Source organism: Neobittarella massiliensis (ex Bilen et al. 2018), from assembly GCF_014269355.1.
Taxonomy (GTDB): Bacteria; Bacillota; Clostridia; order Oscillospirales; family Ruminococcaceae; genus Neobittarella; species Neobittarella massiliensis.
Map to the genome: position 1 here is coordinate 481705 of NZ_JACOGI010000001.1, position 19673 is coordinate 501377.

General features: G+C 55.4%; 15 protein-coding genes. 14 read left to right on the plus strand and 1 reads right to left on the minus strand.

Features of this window, described 5'->3' with window-relative positions; genetic code table 11:
• The first annotated feature begins 158 nt into the window (after positions 1-158).
• The 6 genes from potA (at position 159) to H8K20_RS02310 (ending at position 8090) form a co-directional block, all read left to right on the plus strand.
• Complete coding sequence (gene potA, locus H8K20_RS02285) at positions 159-1208, plus strand: spermidine/putrescine ABC transporter ATP-binding protein (protein ID WP_105203554.1); 1050 nt, start codon at positions 159-161, stop codon at positions 1206-1208.
• A 2-nt stretch (positions 1209-1210) separates the two neighbouring features.
• Complete coding sequence (locus tag H8K20_RS02290; protein WP_186487353.1) at positions 1211-2023, plus strand: ABC transporter permease; 813 nt, start codon at positions 1211-1213, stop codon at positions 2021-2023.
• Complete coding sequence (locus H8K20_RS02295) at positions 2020-2826, plus strand: ABC transporter permease (protein ID WP_105203556.1); 807 nt, start codon at positions 2020-2022, stop codon at positions 2824-2826. Before H8K20_RS02290 ends, H8K20_RS02295 begins: the two co-directional genes overlap by 4 nt.
• Complete coding sequence (locus H8K20_RS02300; protein WP_105203557.1) at positions 2823-4073, plus strand: ABC transporter substrate-binding protein; 1251 nt, start codon at positions 2823-2825, stop codon at positions 4071-4073. Before H8K20_RS02295 ends, H8K20_RS02300 begins: the two co-directional genes overlap by 4 nt.
• A gap of 412 nt (positions 4074-4485) precedes the next feature.
• A complete protein-coding gene (locus H8K20_RS02305; protein ID WP_186487354.1) occupies positions 4486-7380 on the plus strand; it encodes a bacterial Ig-like domain-containing protein in 2895 nt (964 codons plus the stop codon).
• A 224-nt stretch (positions 7381-7604) separates the two neighbouring features.
• Positions 7605-8090, plus strand: coding sequence for a 3D domain-containing protein (locus tag H8K20_RS02310; RefSeq protein WP_186487355.1), 486 nt, complete (start codon positions 7605-7607; stop codon positions 8088-8090).
• Between the two features lie 97 nt (positions 8091-8187).
• Here H8K20_RS02310 and H8K20_RS02315 read toward each other — a convergent pair whose 3' ends face one another.
• The gene (locus H8K20_RS02315) at positions 8188-9378 is read right to left on the minus strand and encodes a coenzyme F420-0:L-glutamate ligase (protein WP_186487356.1); all 1191 of its coding nucleotides are present in this window, start codon (positions 9376-9378) and stop codon (positions 8188-8190) included.
• Between the two features lie 174 nt (positions 9379-9552).
• On the opposite strand from H8K20_RS02315, the gene H8K20_RS02320 reads away from it, so the two are divergent.
• From H8K20_RS02320 to H8K20_RS02355, 8 genes are all read left to right on the plus strand, one after another.
• Positions 9553-10452, plus strand: coding sequence for a LysR family transcriptional regulator (locus H8K20_RS02320; protein WP_164998095.1), 900 nt, complete (start codon positions 9553-9555; stop codon positions 10450-10452).
• Between the two features lie 75 nt (positions 10453-10527).
• Complete coding sequence (locus tag H8K20_RS02325) at positions 10528-12243, plus strand: adenine deaminase C-terminal domain-containing protein (RefSeq protein WP_186487357.1); 1716 nt, start codon at positions 10528-10530, stop codon at positions 12241-12243.
• A gap of 372 nt (positions 12244-12615) precedes the next feature.
• Positions 12616-14577, plus strand: a complete 1962-nt coding sequence (locus H8K20_RS02330) for a putative bifunctional diguanylate cyclase/phosphodiesterase (RefSeq protein WP_186487358.1) — start codon at positions 12616-12618, stop codon at positions 14575-14577.
• Positions 14578-14930: 353 nt separating this feature from the next.
• On the plus strand, positions 14931-15755 hold the full coding sequence (locus H8K20_RS02335) for a metallophosphoesterase family protein (protein WP_186487359.1): 825 nt from the start codon (positions 14931-14933) through the stop codon (positions 15753-15755).
• A 46-nt stretch (positions 15756-15801) separates the two neighbouring features.
• On the plus strand, positions 15802-17130 hold the full coding sequence (locus tag H8K20_RS02340) for an ABC transporter substrate-binding protein (RefSeq protein ID WP_186487360.1): 1329 nt from the start codon (positions 15802-15804) through the stop codon (positions 17128-17130).
• A 13-nt stretch (positions 17131-17143) separates the two neighbouring features.
• A complete protein-coding gene (locus tag H8K20_RS02345; protein ID WP_154865836.1) occupies positions 17144-18082 on the plus strand; it encodes a carbohydrate ABC transporter permease in 939 nt (312 codons plus the stop codon).
• Positions 18083-18098: 16 nt separating this feature from the next.
• Entirely contained in the window at positions 18099-18920 is an 822-nt protein-coding gene (locus H8K20_RS02350; RefSeq protein WP_243562443.1) for a carbohydrate ABC transporter permease, read from the plus strand.
• On the plus strand, positions 18905-19672 hold the full coding sequence (locus H8K20_RS02355; RefSeq protein ID WP_243206167.1) for a tyrosine-protein phosphatase: 768 nt from the start codon (positions 18905-18907) through the stop codon (positions 19670-19672). The genes H8K20_RS02350 and H8K20_RS02355 overlap by 16 nt, the downstream gene beginning before the upstream one ends.
• Position 19673 lies beyond the last annotated feature (1 nt).

Genomic DNA, 19673 nt, shown 5'->3' on the forward strand with positions numbered 1-19673 from the left:
TTATAGTTGAGTGGTATCTCATTGTGCAGTTATCTGTACGCCACAGCGTATGCCCACTAAGCCGGGATGCCGGTTTAAAAACCTTTTGCGGGGTGGAGTCAAAAGCTGTAGCGCGCAAGCCGGGAGGCGAACTGCAAAAATTCCGCAAAGGGGATGTGATGTTATTGGAAAATTGTATCATCAAGCTCAAAGACCTCGTGGTGGATTACGATGACGAGCGCGTCATCGACGGCTTGGACCTGGAGATCCGCGACAAGGAATTTGTGACTCTACTGGGACCATCTGGTTGCGGGAAGACAACGACGCTACGCGTAATTGGCGGCTTTGTCGAACCCAGCGCGGGAGAGGTCTTTTTTGATGGGAAAGATATCAAAGATCTGCCCCCTCATAAAAGGCAGGTCAACACCGTGTTCCAGCGCTACGCACTGTTCACGCACCTGAATGTGTACGAGAATGTGGCCTTTGGGCTGCGCATTCAAAAGCTGTCGGAAGATGAGATCCGCCAGCGGGTGACCGAGATGCTGCGCATCGTAAACCTCTCCGGGTATGAGCGCCGCAGCATCGATCAGCTCTCGGGCGGTCAGCAGCAGCGGGTGGCTATCGCCCGGGCGCTGGTCAACCAGCCCAGAGTGCTGCTGCTCGACGAGCCGCTGGGCGCTTTGGATCTGAAACTGCGCAAAGACATGCAGATCGAGCTCAAGCGCATACAAAAAGAGACCGAGATCACCTTCATCTACGTCACGCACGACCAGGAAGAGGCGCTGACCATGTCAGACACGGTGGTGGTGATGAATCAGGGGGTCATCCAGCAGATCGGTTCGCCCGAGGACATTTATAACGAGCCCAAAAATGCTTTTGTGGCTGATTTTATCGGCGAGTCGAATATCCTCCCCGGTATTATGAAGCGCGACTTTTTGGTGGAGTTTGGCGGCCATGAGTTCACCTGTGTCGACAAGGGGTTTGCCCCCAACGAACAGGTAGACGTGGTGGTGCGCCCGGAAGATGTGAAGATCGTCCCCCAGATCGCCGGCCAACTGACCGGCGTGGTGGAATCCATCATATTTAAAGGGGTGCATTTCGAGATATCCATCGACGCGATGGGTCACCGCTGGATCGTCCACTCCACCCAGAGTGAGGAGGTGGGCGCAGTGGTGGGCATGAGCCTCACCCCCGACGACATCCACATCATGAAGAAAATGGAGGAGTAGCCATGAAGTCGAAACTCCCTGCGCTGCCATACCTGATATGGATGGCGCTGTTCATCGTGGTGCCGTTGGGGCTGGTGGTGTACTTTGCCTTTACCACGGCCGACGGGCAGTTTACGATTGCCAATATCTCGCAGGTGGGGCAGTACACCGGTGTGCTGCTGCGCTCTATCTGGCTGGCGGCAGTGGCCACGGTACTGTGTCTGCTCATCGCCTATCCGCTGGCGTTTTTTCTCTCCAGAGCCAACTACTCGGTACAGCGGACCCTCATCATGCTGGTCATGCTGCCCATGTGGATGAACTTTTTGCTGCGCACCTATGCCTGGATGACGCTGCTGGAGACATCTGGTCTGATCAACAAGCTGTTGGGTCTGATCGGTCTGGGACCGGTGCAGATGATCAATACCCCCGGGGCGGTGGTACTGGGCATGGTGTATAACTACCTGCCCTTTATGATCCTGCCGCTGCACTCCATCATGACCAAGATCGAAAACACCACGTTGGAGGCCGCCCAAGACCTGGGCGCCAACTGGTGGCAGAGCTTTCGCCGGGTGGTGCTGCCGCTGAGCATCCCCGGCATCATGACCGGGGTGACGATGGTGTTTGTGCCGTCTATCTCTACTTTTATCATCTCGCGTATGCTGGGCGGCGGCGGCAATATCCTCATCGGTGACCTCATCGAGCTGCAGTTTATCGGCAGCAGCTACAACCCCAACTTGGGGTCGGCTATCTCGCTGGTGATGATGGTCATCGTGCTCCTGTGCATGAGCCTCTTTAATCAGTTTGACAAGTCTGAGAGGGAGGGGATATACGGATGAAAAAGAGAAGCTCCCTCTTTTCAAAAGTCTATATTGCCGTGGTGCTGGCCTTTTTGTATCTGCCCATCATGGTATTGGTGGTATTTTCGTTTAACCAGTCTAAGAGCAGGGCGGTGTTTACCGGCTTTACGCTGGATTGGTACCAGAAGCTGTTCCACAACGAGGCGATCATGTCTGCCCTGCTCAACAGCCTGATCGTGGCGGTCATCTCGTCGGTGGTGGCCACGGTGCTGGGTACGCTGGCAGCGGTGGGCATCCACGCCATGAACCGGCGTATGCGCAGCATGGTAATGAATCTGACCAATATCCCGGTCATCAACCCCGAGATCGTCACCGGTGTCTCGCTGATGCTGATGTTCGTATTTTTAAAGATGGGGTTTGGTCTCACTACGCTGGTGGTGGCCCACACCACCTTTAATGTGCCTTACGTCATCTTATCAGTGATGCCCAAACTGCGGCAGATGGACGTGTTTCAGGTGGAGGCCGCCCAGGACCTGGGCTGCAACCCCACCCAGGCGTTTTTTAAGGTGGTCATCCCCGAGATCATGCCGGGCATCATGTCGGGCTTCCTCATCTCACTTACCTACTCCTTCGACGACTTCATCATCAGCCACTTTGTGGCCGGGCCCACCGCCCAAACACTGCCGCTGGCTATTTTCTCGATGACCCGCAAAAAGGTGAGCCCCGAGATCAATGCGCTCTCCACCATCATGTTCGTGGCGATCCTGGCGGTACTGCTGCTCATCAACATCGCCGACATCCGCCGTGAGAGCAAGAAAAAAAGGGGGGTGCAGCGCCGTTGAAAAAACGCGTACTCAGCCTGATACTGGCCCTGTGCACAGTTTTTTCGGTCTGCTTTGCCAGCCTGCCCGCTGCGGCGGCTGCCGGCAGCAGTAAAACGAAATACAGCTTTGATAAGAGCGGGATAGACTACCAGAAGTTTAAAGGCAAAGGCGTCTCGATAAACGTCTACAACTGGGGCCTCTACATCGCCGAAGGCGAAGACGGCGGTATGAACGTTGTTAAGGAATTTGAAGAGCTCACCGGTATCAAGGTCAATTACACCATGTACGCCACCAACGAGGAGATGTACGCCAAGCTCAAGAGCGGCGGTGCCAAGTACGATGTGATCTTCCCCTCCGACTACATGGTGGGGCGGATGATCGAGGAGGATATGATCCTGCCGCTGGACTTTGACAATATCCCCAACTACGACCGCTATATCGACGACTCGTTTAAAAATCTGGAGTACGACCCACAAAACCTGTATTCGGTCCCCTATACTTGGGGTATCGTGGGCATCCTCTACAACGCCGATCTGGTCAAGAAACCAGTGGATAGCTGGGACATTTTGTGGGATCCCGACTATACCGGCGATATCCTGATGTTCAACAATTCCCGCGACGCATTCGGTATCGCCCTCAAACGGTTGGGCTATTCGATGAATACCACCGATAAAAAACAGTTACAGGAAGCTGCCGAGAGCTTAAAAAAGCAGAAGACAGTGGTACAGGCTTACGTTATGGATGAGATCTTCGATAAACTGGGCGCCGGCGAGGCGGCGATCGCCCCCTACTATGCCGGAGACTACCCGCTGATCAAGGCCGATAACCCCGCCATCGAGTTCGCCGTGCCCAAAGAGGGAACCAACCGCTTTGTAGATGCCGTCTGTATCCCGAAAGACTGCAACAACAAAGAGGCGGCGGAGCTGTTTATCAATTTTTTGTGTGATCCGGTCGTCGGGTACGAAAACTTTCTGACTATCGGCTATTCCTCGCCCAACAAAGGCACCTACGATATGTTGCCCGATATGTATAAAAAGAACGAGGCACTGTACCCCGACCAGCAGGTCTTGGACAATGCCGAGGGCTTTATCAATCTGGATACCGAGACTAACGAGTATACCCAGCAGCTGTGGACCGAGGTGCTCAGCGACGATCAACATGTGAACAAATGGCTGATCCCTATTTTTATCACGGCTGCACTGGGTGCGTCGCTGTATATAAATATCAGCCGCACTGTAAAGAAACGCCGCGGTACCTATAAGTAAATATGCTCTGCCGGTCAGTGTGATCGGTCTATGGCGCGCTGTCACGTTGGTGACGGCGCGCTTTTTTGTACTGCACCTATAGACGATATATGGCCGGGAATGCAGATCTTTCCCCAAGCATACATTTCGCCCATAAATAACTCGGGATGTGCAACAATAAGGAGAAGTTGTGTCGATATATGTCGAAATTATAAAAAGAGTGATAAAATGGAGAAAGCTGGAAGTATGGCACCGATGACAGATCGGTGCAGTTTCGAGGTGGCGTATGCGTATAAAGTGTCGGCCGATCGGTTTGTTTTTGGCATTTCTATTTTGTCTGCAGTTAGCTTTTGGTTGCTGGCAGGTCTTTGCCCAGCCGGTGTCTGCTGCCCCAACGCCCCAACCGGTAGAACTGCCCGGTGATGGCCCGGTTGTGGTACAGGCATCTCTCTCGCAGAGAGCCGCTGCCCCCGGTAAGGCGCCTATACAGATAGATGTGGCACTGACCGACGGCACTGCGGCTGGCGCACAGATCGATTCGGTCGAGATACAGCTGGCGGCGCAGGGGAGCAGCAGCGGCCTGCAGTGGACGCGCCCCGATCTGAACGATCCCCAAATATACGAACAGGAGGTGGCCTCCAACAGCCATTTGCCGTCAGCATACACCGATGAAGGAATGTTTATCGATGGTGGCGGTGGCGTGCCCGACCGCACCTTTGCCGGCTATTTTTCCTCGCCGCTGCCCGGGGGGCCGGTCGCGATCTGCGGCTTTACCTTAACAGCCAAGCTGGGTACACAAGATGTGCAGGAGAGCTATACGCTCACTGTGATGCTCGGCGATACGAGCGGGGATACCTATACCTACCAAACAGTATTTTCTCTTTCGGCGCTGGTAAAAAAGCCGGTTATCCAGCTCAATAAAGCGGCGCCGGCAGCAGAGTATACCGGCAGTGTGACCGTAACTTTTGATAAGGGCAGCGGTGTCCTGAAAAAAGACGGCGGTGTACAGGCCGATATAGTCAGCGGCACAGTACTCGACCAACCGGGCAGCTATCAGCTCACCGTTACCGATGCGGCGCAAAACCAGGCGGTGGCTGTTTTCACTATACAGCAGACCGTACAGCTGCCCCGTGAGATCGCCATGCAGGCGCTGCCTCAAAAAACGGTGTATGCAGCAGGAGAACTGCTGGAGGTCGATGGCGGCAGCATCCTCTGTACCTACCCCGACGGCGACCAGCAGACGGTGCCGCTCGCTCTGGATATGTGCAGTCCCACTGGGCCGTTTGCGGCCAATACCACCCAACAGATCGCGGTCTACTATCAGGGTCAGTCCACGCAGTTTTCGGTGCAGGTAGGGGAGCGGACACTGACCGGAATCGAGATCGCGGAAGAACCCAAAACATCGTATATAGAAGGAGAGATATTCACAGCTGTTGGCGGCAAGCTTTTGTGCCGGTACAGCGACGGCAGTGCCCAGCAGCTGGATATCGATCCCGCCTGGTGCAGCGGCTATCGGGCCGATGTAATCGGCCCGGCGGCGATAACAGTGACGTATGGCGGCCACACGGTCAGCTACGATATCACCGTGCGGCAAAAACAGCTGCAAAAGCTGGCATTCTCTGCATTGCCGAGCAAACTGCAGTACACGCAAGGCCAACCGCTTGACCTCACTGGTGGAGAGCTGCAGCTCACCTACGATAATGGGGAGACCGACCGGCTGCCGCTACTTTTTTCTTACTGTACCGGTTATGATCCACAGCAGTTGGGCCAGCAACAGATCACTGTTACCTATGATGGCCGACAGCTGTCGTTTTCGGTGTTGGTACTCGCTCCGCGACCGACGGGGATCGAGTTGACTGCCCCTTACAAGAGCGATTATTTTCCCGGTCAGCCGCTCGACGTCACCGGCGGTAAAGTCACGCTGCTCTATCCCGATGGCAAAAGAGAAACAGTAGATCTGACTGCCGCTATGTGCACGGGCTTTACGAGCAGTCATCCGGGGACGTGCACGGTAACGGTACAGTGGGGCGGTCTGCAGACCAGCTTTACTGTGCGGGTGAAGGTGGCGGCGGTGTTGGCGATCGCTGTACATACACCGCCGCAAAAGCAGACGTATATCCAGGGTCAGCCGCTTTTACTATCTGGCGCCCAGCTTACCGTGTACTATGAAGGCGGTCGCAGTGAGCAGGTCCCCATCACTTCAGATATGGTCAGCGGCTATCGCCCCCAGCTGCTGGGCAGCCAAAAGCTCACTGTTTGCTTTGGCGGCAATAGCGCCAGCTTTTGGGTGCAGGTGCGCAGTCGACGACCGGCCTCAGCCCACCTGGTGGCCGGCGCGCCGACAGTATTTTTGCAGGGGCAGGCTTTTACTGCTCCCAATGCCCGCATACAGGTGCAGTTTGACAGCGGTGATACCCAGGTCTATCCACTGACAGCACTGGCAGTAGCAGGTTATCGCAGCGACCTGCCCGGCCGGCAGACCATCACCGCCACTTACTCGGAAGGGGGAGGCAGCACCAGCGTCAGCTTTTTAGTAGAGGTGCTCTCGCGCAGCCGGGCGGACGAGCTCACCGGGCTGCTAGAGGCACTGCCGCTGGGCCGGCTCACCCGCCGCGACACAGGGCGGGTAGAGCGGTTGCAATACCAATATGACGCACTGACAGCACTAGAGCGCACCGCCGTTTACAATGCCGGCCGGTTGCCACTGGCCCAGCGCGAGCTGTATCTACTGGATTTTCCGGCTGTCCATCGCTACTGTCTACAGGGAGAGGTGATCTTAGACCTAGCTGCCGGCGAGATGTCTGAAGGTGGAGATATTCAGATGCAGAGAATGGAGCTGGAAGATGTTCAGCTGACGCCTGCTGTAGGGTATCAGCAGATGATGGTATTGGGCTATCAGCTGAGCTATACCGGCGCTGCCGGGCAGAAAGACGCGACTTTACCGCAACTGCAGGGGAGATTTTGGCTCTATGGCCTACAGGATGACGGCGGGCAGGTGCAGCTGTGGTATCGAGACACCGCAGAAAATTGTTGGCGGCAACTGCCCACAGCAGTAGATACAGAGGGCTATGCTGTAGCCACGTTACCGGGTACCGGGCGCTATGCACTGCAGTTTACGACCCAAATACCGGCGCAGACCTTGCGGCCCGACCAGTGGCGGCGCACCGACATTGCTTTTGCGCCCAAGACGCTGGAAAATGATGCAGACCTGGTGCTGGATGGCAGTACGGTCCCCGCTACGGGCAGTGATAGCCTGCTGCTTTGGTGGTCGGTACTCTGTGTGGGCGCCGGCAGTGCAGCTCTGCTATGGGCCATGCGACACCCGTGAAAGAGATAGGCGACGAGAGATAAGCGATTGCGACAGGAGTTGTGGGGAACAGACCCACAACTCCTTTTTTGTGCTGCAAAAAGAACTAGGTTGTACCCCGATACCTGCGGTACAATGCCCCATACAGCGTATATTGCTGTGCCGGAAGTGGAAAAAACAGGAAGTACATGCATATGGGGCTAGCGGTTAGCCCAAACTCCCTACCAGTGAGAGGAGGAGACGCAATGCGCTTTCGGCGCTTTTTTGCAGCGGCACTGCTGACGGTGGCGACCGCAGATATCGCTCTGCTGGGCGGCATGACCGCCACCCAAAAGCCGCTGGTACAGCATCAAGTGGTGTACCAGCCGGTGGAGGTCAGTGCCCCGGTGGTGCTGCCCACCCAAAAGCCAGACCTGCCCTTTACCGCCCAGTATCAGGGCGAGTTTGAAGTGTTTGCCTACTGTACTGAGCAGTATCCGCATATCTGTGGTGGCAATCCCACCACCTACAGCGGCAACCCGGTGATGCCCGGCTTTACAGTGGCGGTAGACCCCAGCGTCATCCCTCTGGGCAGTATGCTCTATATCGAGGGGATCGGGGTGCGCTTTGCCCACGATACCGGCTCGGCAATCAACGGCAGCCGCATCGATATGGCAGTGGCCCAGCATCAACAGGCGATCGATATGGGGGTGCGCCAGTGCCGGGTATGGGTGCTCAGCACGCCCACATAGCGGTTACCTTGCTGTCAACTGCTGCAGATCGCCACCTGCAAAAAGAGCTGTGCTACAGTATGTAGCACAGCTCTTTTTGTAAAGTGAGGAAGAAAACCTATTTGGTGTAGTTGTCAAAATAATTTTGTACCAGTACCACCGGGGTACCTTTGTCACCAGAACCCGAGGTCAGATCGCACAGCGAGCCGATCAGATCGGTCAGGCGGCGAGGAGTCGTGCCCTGGGCGGCCATATCGCCGACCATCTGCTCTTTTTTATGGCTGATACGCTCGCTCACCGCTTTTTTGAGTTCCTCGCCCGAGAGATCGGCAAAATCGTTGTCGGCCAGGTACTTCAGTTTCAGTTCGTTGGGGGTACCGACGAGACCAGCCGTATGCGCGGGTGAGACCACCGGGTCGGCCAGCTCCCAAATGTTGCCCACCGGGTCTTTAAAAGCGCCGTCGCCGTAGACCATGACTTCAATTGATTTCCCGGTCTTCTCGCGCAGCAGCTCGGCTACCCGGTTGACAAATACATCGCAGTTCTGCGGGAACAGCTTTACGGTATCTTCGGTCGATTTGTTCGAACCCAGCAGGCCGTAGTTCTGATTAAAGCCACTGCCGTTGTGTGGGGCCTTGAGGATATCGGTCAGGTCGTATACCTTTTCGGCTCCGGACTGACGCAGCTTTTGACAGGTGCGCTGGCGGGTATGGATATCACAGGCCAGCACATTGCGGGTGTACTCTAAGATGGCGGCCGGGCGGTTGGCCAAAATGATCTGGCACTCGGCGCCGGCAGACTCTACCACATCGGTGTAGTACTGGATGTAGTCGACCCCGGTAAAGGGGTGGATGATCGAGCCGAACAGCTCTTTAAACTGGGCGGCGGTGAGCACGTCATCCCAGGGGCTGATGCCTTTTTCATCCAGACTGTCTACATCGATGAGGTGGTTGCCGACCTCGTCGGAGGGGTAGCTCAGCTGGATGACGACCTTTTTAACAGCTTTGGCAATACCTTTTAAACAGATGGCAAACCGGTTGCGGCTGAGGATGGGGAAGACCAGCCCCACACAGTCGGGACCAAATTTTTCGCGCACGCCTGCGGCAATATCATCCACAGTGGCGTAGTTGCCCTGGGTGCGCGCTACGACCGACTCGGTCACGGCCACCACATCGCGGTCCTGCAGAGAGAAATCCTCGCTCTGGGCGGCGTCCAGCAGCGACTGCACAACGATATCAGCCAGATCATCGCCTTCCTTGACGATGGGCAATTTGATCCCGCGGGAGATGGTTCCAACCAGTTTGCTCATGTTTATTAACTCCTTTTGTCCCGGGCGGTAGCCGCCCGGCGATCACGGTCTGCCATCACACTGGAAGGCAGGCCTTTACAGCCTGTTACCCGTACAGTATACTATAGTTAGATTTATAAGTAAAATAGATATTACTAATATTTTATATAAGTAAATCTAATGTAAGGAGGGCCTATGGACGTCAAATTAGAACTGTACCGAACCTTTCGCGAAGTGGCTCGCCGGGGCAGCTTTTCCGCTGCTGCCGAGGCGCTGTTCATCTCTCAGTCGGCGGTGAGCCAGTCGATCAAAAACCTTGAGAGCCAACTGGGGGTAGCGCTGTTTGACCGCCGCGGCAAGCAGATCGCGCTCACGCCGGAGGGACGGCTGTTATACGGGTACATCGATGAGGGGCTTAAAAGTATCCGTCAGGGGGAGGAGCAGCTGGGCCAGTATGCCAAACTGGAAAAAGGAGAGCTGAAGATCGGGGTATCCGATACGATTTCCCGCTTCGTCATCTTAAACCAGCTCGACAGCTTTCACCGCATCTACCCCTATATCCACCTCTCCATTATCAACGGCACCTCGATTGAAGCGGTACAAATGCTCAAGAGCCGCGACGTGGACATTGCCTTTGTCAACTCACCAGTTAAGGACGCTGCGCTGGAGGAACATCCCTTTTTTAAAGTGCATGACGTGTTCGTGGCCGGTGATGAGTACCGGCACTTAGCTGGCAGACCGCTCACCGCCCGGCAGTTGGCAGACCTGCCGCTCATCTTGCTCGAGCGCAAATCTAACGCCCGCCGGCGCATCGACCGCTTATTTGCCCAGCAGGGTATTCAAATTGCGCCGGAGATCGAGCTGGGCTCTCACGACCTGCTGCTAGACTTGGCCCGTATCAACTTGGGAGTATCCTGTGTCATCGAGGAATTTGCCGCCCACTATTTAAAGTGGAACCTGGTATTTAAATTGCAGACCGAATTTGCCGTACCCGCCCGGTGGGTCTCATGGTGCAAGCTGAAAAGCAGTGCGCTGTCGCCCAGCGGCCAGATATTTGCCGATCTGATCGGCACTGCCCCCACTGTATTGCAATAGCATCTGCCGGCCCTTATAATAGAGGGGTAGAGAAACCACGCTCCGCCGCCCGGCAGGGCAGAAAGGGACCATTTTATGAGAGTGGACAAACTGTTTGTAAACGGAAATTTTTATAACAGCTATTTTAAGAGGTTTTTTGCCGGCTATGCCGCGGTGCTGGATGGGCGCTTTTTACATGTGGGTGTAGGCGAAAAAGATGTAGAGCAATTCGAGGCTGATGAAAGAGTCGACCTGGGGGGACGCTACGTCATTCCCGGCCTGATCGATATCCACATGCATATCGAGAGCTCGATGTCGGCGCCCATGCCGTTTTGCGATTATCTGGTAAAGTATGGGGTGACCACCATCGTCAGTGAGCCCCATGAGATCGCCAACGCCTTTGGGATTGAGGGCATACAGGCGATGATCGATGCCTGCGATCCGCAGAAGATGGACGTGTATTACGGAATATCCAGCTCGGTACCCTCTACCAGCGAAGAACTCGAGACGACCGGCGGCATCATCGGTATGGATGAGTTAAAAGCGCTGATGGATGCGCCGGGTATCCTGTGTCTGGGGGAGGTGATGGACACCCGTGGAGTCTTAAACGACCCCGACAGCCGTCCCAATCAATTTGTGCGCTACCTGCGCCAACACAAACCGGATATGCCGTTAGAGGGTCATTGTCCCCGTATCAAAGGCGTTGAACTGTCGCGCTATATCTATACCGGTATCGATTCAGACCACACCGAGCACGATCTGGAAGAGGTGCAGCACCGCTATTTTAAAGGGATGTTCTTTGAGCTGCAAAATAAGATGCTCAAAAAAGAAGTGATCGATTTTATCTGTGAAAATCAGCTGTTCGAGCACACTGCTTTTGTCACCGACGACACGATGGCCGATGTGCTGGTGCATAAGGGCCACCTCAACACCGTGGCTGCCGGTGCGGTGGAGCTGGGTATGCGGGTGGAGGATGCTGTTTATTGTGCCACTTATACCGCCGCTCGCCGTATGCGCCTGTTCGACCGCGGCGCTATCGCACCGGGCCGTATCGCCGATATGGTGGTGATGGAGGACCTGCCGGGCTTTGTGGCCCACAGCACATATAAAAACGGCCGCTTGGTATACGACAGTCAGATAGGTATCGAGCCGGTGGGGCGGCCCGGCGCTTTCCCCAAAAAGTTTTATCACAGCGTGCAGGTCAAGCCGGTCACCGCCGACACCTTTGCCCTTAAAGCCAGCGGCGACAGTGTCACCGTGCGGGCTATGCAGGTACACCCCGACCGCACCCAGACCAGCGAGCAGCACTTTACGCTGCCCGTAGCAAACGGGCAGGTCCAGTGGGAGAGCGGCCCTGCTGCCCTGACAGCTGTGTTTGAGCGCTACGGCAAAAATGGCGGGATAGGCTGGGGCTTTACCAGCGGCGGCACCATAAAGCGCGGCGCAGTGGCCACGACCTATGCCCATGATCACCACAATCTGATGGTGGTGGGCCGCAGTGCCACCGATATGGCTCTGGCGGTCAACCAGCTCATCGAGATGCAGGGCGGTATGTGCGTGGTAGAAAACGGTAAGGTACTGGCCACCATCCATCTGCCGGTAGCGGGGCTGCTCAGCGAGGAGCCCATGGAGGAGACCGGCCGTCAGTTGGCGGAGGTACAGGACGCCATGCGCGCACTGGGGTATGAGCACTACGAGCCGGTGATGAGTTTTTGTACTACCAGTTTGCCGGTCAGCCCAGAGCTGAAGATCACCGATAAAGGTCTGGTAGAAGTGAAGACCGGCAAGCTGTTGAGCTGGCGAGTTGATTAGTAGTTCCGGCACAGTGGCCCCCAGTAATGTGTGCAGGTGCTGGTAGAGTGCCGTTAAAATGAGATCTTTTCCTACCGGGGGAGAATAGGTCCCGGCGGCCCGGCAGCCGTTGGCGGCGATCTGCACGAGTACCGTAAATATATAAAAGGCAGAGCATTTTAGATGCTCTGCCTTTTTATATACAAATGTGCTTGTTCTGCGCTTGTTCGATATGCCCACTGCTGCCGTCAGCTGACAGAATATGAGTCACAGAGAAGAGACATCGGCTCGACCCGCTATCGATTGTGTGATCAGGCAACTTGTGTTAGAATAGACACATGAATAACTGGGCAAAGGCAGCCGGCTTTTGCCGGGGAACGGCGGGCTGATGAAATGAGCTGGAACATCGCACCAGAGTGTATCTCTCTGGTCATACTGGGGATCATTTGGGTGTATGCCCGCAAAGGCAGCCATCTGCCCACCCTGAAAAATCGGGTGTTTCAGGGCTGTTTACTGGTCACTTTCTGTGCCATGGCCAGCAATATTCTGTCGACGCTTTTGCTGTATAAAAGTCAGGTGGCACCACTCTGGCTCACCAATATAGTGACCACGGTGTACTATCTGCTCACCCCGTTGATGGGGCTGGCCTATTTTCTGTATGCCGTCTCGGTCATCTACCCCGAAGGGCGACAGCTGCGCCGTATCGTTTTGCTGGGAGTGGTGCCAGCTGTCGGCTACGCTGTGTTGGTGCTCATAAACCCATTTACCGGGCTGCTGTTTTACCTGGACCGACAAATGGGATACGTCCGCGGCCCGTGGGTGATGGTCACCTACCTGCTTTTTTATCTGTACTGTGTGGCCAGTATCGCCGTCACGGTGTTGGAGAGGCGGCGCGTGCCCCCATCGGTTTACCGGATCTTAGCAGCTTTTCCGGTGTTGGCGGTGTTGGTCATCGTGGTGCAGCAGGTCTATCCCAATATCATCCTGTCGGGTTCGGCGGCGACCTGTGCCATGCTCATCATCTACCTGCACCTGCAAAACAAGCAGATCTCGCAGGATTATCTTACCGGTGTGCCCAATCGGCAGGAGCTACTGGACATGTTGGAGTTGATCGTAAAGCGCCAGCCAGGTATCAGCTTTACGCTCGTGGTCGTATCGCTGCGGGATTTTCGCCAGATAAACAGCGCCTATGGCCAACAGCGGGGCGATGAGCTGTTGTGTGCTGTCTGCCGCTTTTTGAGCCGGGTAGGCCCGCGGGAGAATGTGTATCGCTTTAGCGGTGACGAGTTTGCCCTGCTCTTTTACGGTGACGGTGAACGGCAGGCGCGCGGCTGTGTAGAAGCTGTCCAGCAGCGCATGACTGAGACCTGGATGGTGGGTGATCTGAGCTTTATGCTGCCGGCGGTGATGGGGATCATGCGCCGCCAAGACGACAGCATGACGCTGGAAAACATCATCAGTGCGGTAGAATATGCTGTAGCCAGGGCCAAAACAGGGCGGTATGGGAAGATATGCTACTGCGACCAGGCTATGCTCGCCGAGCTGGAGCGCCGCCGCAGCATTGTGAATATCCTCAAAGAGCGCCTGCAAAAGCGGGAGGTCGAGCTCTATTACCAGCCTATTTACTCGGTCGAGGACGGCAGCTTTCGCTATGCCGAGTCGCTCATGCGCATTCCCGATTCATCAATCGGCCCTATTTACCCGTCTGAGTTCATCCCCATTGCCGAGGAGACCGGGCTCATCGTCGAGATGACCTATCTGGTGCTCGACAAGGTGTGCAAGTTTGTAAATCGCCTGCTCGCCCAGTCGCTCGATATCGGCGCCGTACATGTCAACTTTTCGGCTCTGCAGTTTTCCCAGCCCGATCTGGCCGATCGGGTGCTGGATATCATACATCAAAACGGCACGCCGCTGTCGGCTATCAAGATCGAATTTACCGAGAGCACGCTGGCCGAGAGTACAGAAGTGGTGGCCAGTTTTGCACGGGAGATGGAGCGACACGGCCTGCTCATCGGGCTGGATGACTTTGGTACCGGCTATTCGAACATCGCCACCGTTATCAGTATCCCTTTTGATACGCTCAAATTTGACAAGAGCTTGGTATGGGCCTCTATCGACAGTGAAAAGTCGGCGCGAACGGTGAAAAACCTGGTGCACACCTTTAAAGATCTGGGGATGGTAGTCGTGGCTGAAGGCGTAGAGGACTTGGCGCAGAGCCAGCTGGTTGAGAACTTTGGCGTAGACCAGATACAGGGGTTTTACTATGCCAGGCCCATGCCGGCCAAGCGGACGGAGCAATTTTTAAGCGAGCACGTGAGTGCCGCAACGGGTGCCGGCAGACATACGACTGCCTAGGGGCAGCTGGCGATCTCCTCAACTCAGAATAAATGAAAAGAGCAGTTTCTCTGGTGATCGGAGAGACTGCTCTTTTTGCGTGGGCAGAAGTTGGTGTTCCCGCCCTGTGCATGCTGGTGCAGACACAGGGCGGTGAGACACAACACAGCGGGTCCTTACCAGATATTTACCGGTAGATGATCGCAGTTTACCGGCTCTTTGCAGAGAGGCGCGCGCTCTTTACACAGATCCCGTTTTGCATATCCACTCTTTACACAGGCTTTGCAGCCCCTCTATTGGGTCACGCTTTGTGCAAGTTATAATAATAGAGGACCTAAAACAAGGTAAAACAAACAAAGATCTGGAGGGAATACATGTTGCGACCGATCACCTTTGCGCACATCTCAGATACCCATATTCGAAAGAGCTATCAGGATACCGGCATGGATGCTATCTTTGCCGCAGCACCCAGCCCGGCTGAAAACCTGCGCCGTGCACTGACCTGCATCGCCGCCGCCAAGCCCAGTTTTGTGCTCATCACCGGCGATCTGATCCACGAGGGGCAGACAGAGGACTACGCGCTGCTGGCCGATATTTTAAGGGAGGAGATCCCCGAGATACCGGCTGTCTGTTGTTTGGGTAATCACGACCGCAAAGCGGCGTTTCGTCAGGGCTATTTAAAAGAGGCTCCCAGCAGTGAGCCCTATCTGGCGGTGACCGAGATCGATGGCCTGCGCGTGATCTGCCTGGACTCAGCTATCGAGGGCAAAGAAAACGGTGCTATCAGCGAGTCTCAGCTTGACTGGCTGGCCCGGCAGGTACAGCAGCCGGCACCGCGCGGGAGCGTACTCTGCTTTCACCACCCCGTCATGGACGAAGGTGGCATGGTACCGGGCGTCGAGGTGTCTCCCCGCCTGCAGCAGATCGTAAAAGAGAGCGATATCGCGGCGATCTTCTGTGGGCATACCCACCAGAACAGTTTGTCGCTGGTGGGCGGCAAACCGCAATTGGTGGCTGATTCGCTGGCCTTTGGCTTTTCTGTGGATGGGACGGGCCTGCATTTTACCACCCAGACCTGCTACAGTTTGGTAACGGTCAGCCAGAACGGAGTAAAAAGCGAGGTACACCCCAACACGCCGGTAGCCGCCAGCGTGGCCGATATCAGCATACAGCAGCTGCAGGCCATGATGAAAGATTAGATGTTGCGGACAAAGAGCGATCTATCAGAAGAAGAGGAGAGAACATATGAAAAAGATCTTTGCCAAAAGAGCAGCTGCCGCGCTGCTGGCCGGCACATTGGCTCTGTCGGTTTTTACCGGCTGCGGCGACAGCAAAGATACCGGTGGCAACACCGGCAGTGAGCTGGACCCTGAAAACCCCACCAAAGTCACCTTCTACTCGTACAGTCTCACCTATCCCAGTATGAAACCGGGCATGGAACACCTCATCCAGGAATTTAACGACACGGTCGGCAAAGAAAAAGGGGTGATCGTCGAGGGCGTGCCCGATGCCAACATGTCCAAGTATAAATCTGATATCCAGGCCGGCCAACAGGTAGACATCGTCCAGCACGGCTGGAACAGTTTAGACGACTCGAAAGAGAATATGGGTATCAAGGCCTATGAGGATGTGTTTCCCAAAGACGAGCTGGAAGAACACTTTTCCGGCATGGAGCAAAACGCCGTAAAGCTCGGCCAGATCGACGGCAAGACCTATGGGCTGGCCTTTACTTTCAGTACTCCTATCCTCTACATAAACGGCACGCTGTTCGAGCAGGCCGGGCTTGACCCTAACGACCCGCCCAAGACCTGGGACGAGGTGCTGGCCGCCGCCAAGCAGATCAAAGAAAAGACCGGTAAAGACGGTTTTGGCCTGAGCCCACAAAATGGCTGGGTCACCGAAGGGGTCATTTTCTCTAACGGCGGCAGCATGCTAAACAGCGACCGCACGAAGGCCACCTTTGCCTCTAAAGAAGGGGTAGAGGCCATCTCCAAGTGGAAAGAGTTCTTTACTTCTGGGGTAGCGGCGCTGGGAACCGACAGCGAAGTGTCGCAGGCTTTTATGGCCGGCAATGTGGGCATGCACATCCAGTCAACCTCGCTGCTGTCGGGCATTCTGTCCTCGGCTGAGGCCGGTGGATGGAAAGTCTACGGCGCAGCAATGCCATCGTTTGGCGAAAAGACGCCGGCACCGGTCAACTCCGGTTCCTGCCTGGCGGTTCGTCCCGACAGCGACTTAAAAGCCAAGGCGATCTGGGAGTTTATCAAATACGTCACCGGCGATGAAGGCTATACCATCATCACCTCAGAGATCGGTTATCTGCCCCTGCGCACCTACCTGGCCGATGATGAGAAATACCTCAAATCGTTCGTAGATGAAAATCCTCTGGTGCGGGTAAATATAGACCAGCTCAAAAATGTAAAGCCGGTCACGATCTGGCCCGCCGGTACTGCTACTGAGTGCTTTACCATCTTTACCGACGCGATCACTAGATCGCTCACCACCGATGCCGATGTGGAAGAGACGTTAAAAGAGGCTCAGTCTCAGATCGACAAGATCTTGGCCCAACAGTAAGGGAGGCAGACAGATGAAAACTGCCGCTATGACCGCCCCGCCGGGGGCGGTTTCCCATAAAAAGATCTCACTGGCCAAATTAAAGCCCTACCTGTTCATGTTGCCGGCGGTGGCGCTCATCGGCTTTTGGGTGTACAAACCGCTGTGCCAAACACTGGGGCTTGCCGGGTATAAGTGGTCTATGGTGCCCGGCACCACCCCGGAATTTGTGGGGCTGCAAAACTTTACCAAATTGTTTTCTAACAAAGACTTTTGGCCGGCGGTAAAAAACACGCTGTTTTACACGCTGGGGCTGCTCCCCTTTTCGATCGTGCTGCCGCTGTTTATCGCCGCCGCCACCCAAACGGTGCGCGGCCGGGCGCAGAAGGTATATCGGGCGCTGTTTTTTGTTCCTATGATCATGGCCCCGGTAGCTGTGAGCGTCATCTTTCAGTGGCTGCTGCACCCCACCAACGGCCTGGTCAACAAGCTGCTCATCGATCTGGGTGTCATCGAGCAGGGCATCGCCTTTTTCTCTAACGAGACCTTTTCGCGCCTGATGATCCTGCTCATTACCGGCTGGAAGATGATCGGTTTTTCTACGCTCATGTTTTCGGCGGCGATCTCCGGCGTCAACCGGGAGTACTACGAGTCGGCCAAGCTGGACGGTGCCAGCAATATCCGCCAATTTTTTACTATTACACTGCCGCTGCTCTCGCCAACGGTCATGTTGATGGTGATGATGAGCGTGCTGTTTGCCAGTCAGTGGACTTTTGCTTATATCGATGTGCTCAGTCAAGGTGGCCCGTACGGCACCTCGACCAATATCTACTATATGATGTACAAATTTGGGTTTAGCGATATGAATGTAGGCCTGTCGGCGGCCGCAGCAGCTCTGTTTTTCATTGTGTTTGGTCTCATCGCGCTGGTAATGATGAGACTGTCGAAAAAATATGCCTTTTACGATAACTAGAGAGGAGGGAACCCCTGTGTATACACTGCGCAAAAAATGTGGCAGCATAGGCAAACACGGCCTTTTGGTACTGCTCTCGCTGTTGGCGGTGTTTCCGCTGTACTGGATGGTGGTCTCCTCCTTTAAAAATCAGGGAGAGATCTTTGGCACAGCCTTTTGGCCGGCTGCCCCCACGCTGGAAAATTACACCTACGCCTTTGAGCAAATGCCTATCAGCCGCATGCTGCTCAATTCCTTTATCATAGCCATCGCCATGACGGCGCTACAGCTGCTCACCTCTATTCTGGCCGCTTACGCCCTGACCAGGTGGCAATTTAAAGGACGGGGCATTCTCTACACGATGCTCACCCTCACCTGGCTCATCCCCGCTCAGGCCACCATGATTCCCAACTACATCCAGGTAAACGAGTGGGGCCTGCAGGGGAACCCTCTGGCCATCGTGCTGCCGTTTGCCGCCTCGGCATTTGCCGTCATCTCGATGTATCAGGGCTTTAACCAGTTCCCGCGGGCACTGATCGATGCCGCCCGACTCGATGGGGCGGGGGAGTGGCAGATCCTCACTCGAGTGGTGTTACCGCCTATGAAAGCGACCATCTCCTCGCTGGGTATCCTGTTATTCATAAATTCCTGGAACGAGTATCTCTGGCCCATGCTGGTGACTAAAAAGCTGGAGAGCGCACCTATTCAGATCGGCATCAAGTCGTTTGTCAGCAGTGACGTGAATATGTGGGGCTCACTGATGGCTGCCACCACCATCTCCTGTCTGCCTATCCTCATCATCTACATCATTCTACAGCGCCACATTGTAGACAGTTTTATGAAATGGGGGATCAAATAGTGATCACAAAAAATACTTTGGCAGTTTCACGGCCTCTACCCTTACAGGGGGCAAAAAACGTCCGTGACCTGGGGGGCTATATCGGTACCGGCGGTGTAGCGACACGCAGAGGTGCTTTTCTGCGGGCCGACAGTTTGGGCCGCCTCTCGGAACAAGATCGTCAGGCACTGTACCAGTACGGAGTGCGCTGTGTCATCGACCTGCGCTCAGAACAGGAGCTGCAGCGCGAGCCCAACCGGTTAAAGGGGTACTGCGATATCGAGTATGAAAACATCTCGATATCAGACGGGGTGCAGTCCAGTGGGCTGCAGGGGAATGATTTTCCCCCCACTATGGCCGACCTGTATATCGGCCTGCTCGACAGCGCCGGCCCGAGCATCTACCAGGTGATGCAGACGGCACTGCGCCACCCCCGTGAGACGGTGCTGTTTCACTGTTCGGCCGGCAAAGACCGCACCGGTACCGTCGCCATGCTGCTGCTGGAGCTGTGCGGTGTGAGCGAAGAGGCCATCATCGCCGACTACGCCGCTACTGAGATCTATATGAAAGACCTGTTTGCCAGCCAAAAGGCGCAGATGGAGGCGTTGGGTATGCATGTGCCCGACTACCTGCTGCAGGCAAAGCCGCAGGATATGGCCCGCACGCTGCAGCACCTGCACCACCGCTACCGCAGCGCCGCCGGTTACCTGGCTGAGATCGGACTGTCGTCGGAAGAGATACAGGCACTGCAGCGCAAATTGATAGGGGAGTGAT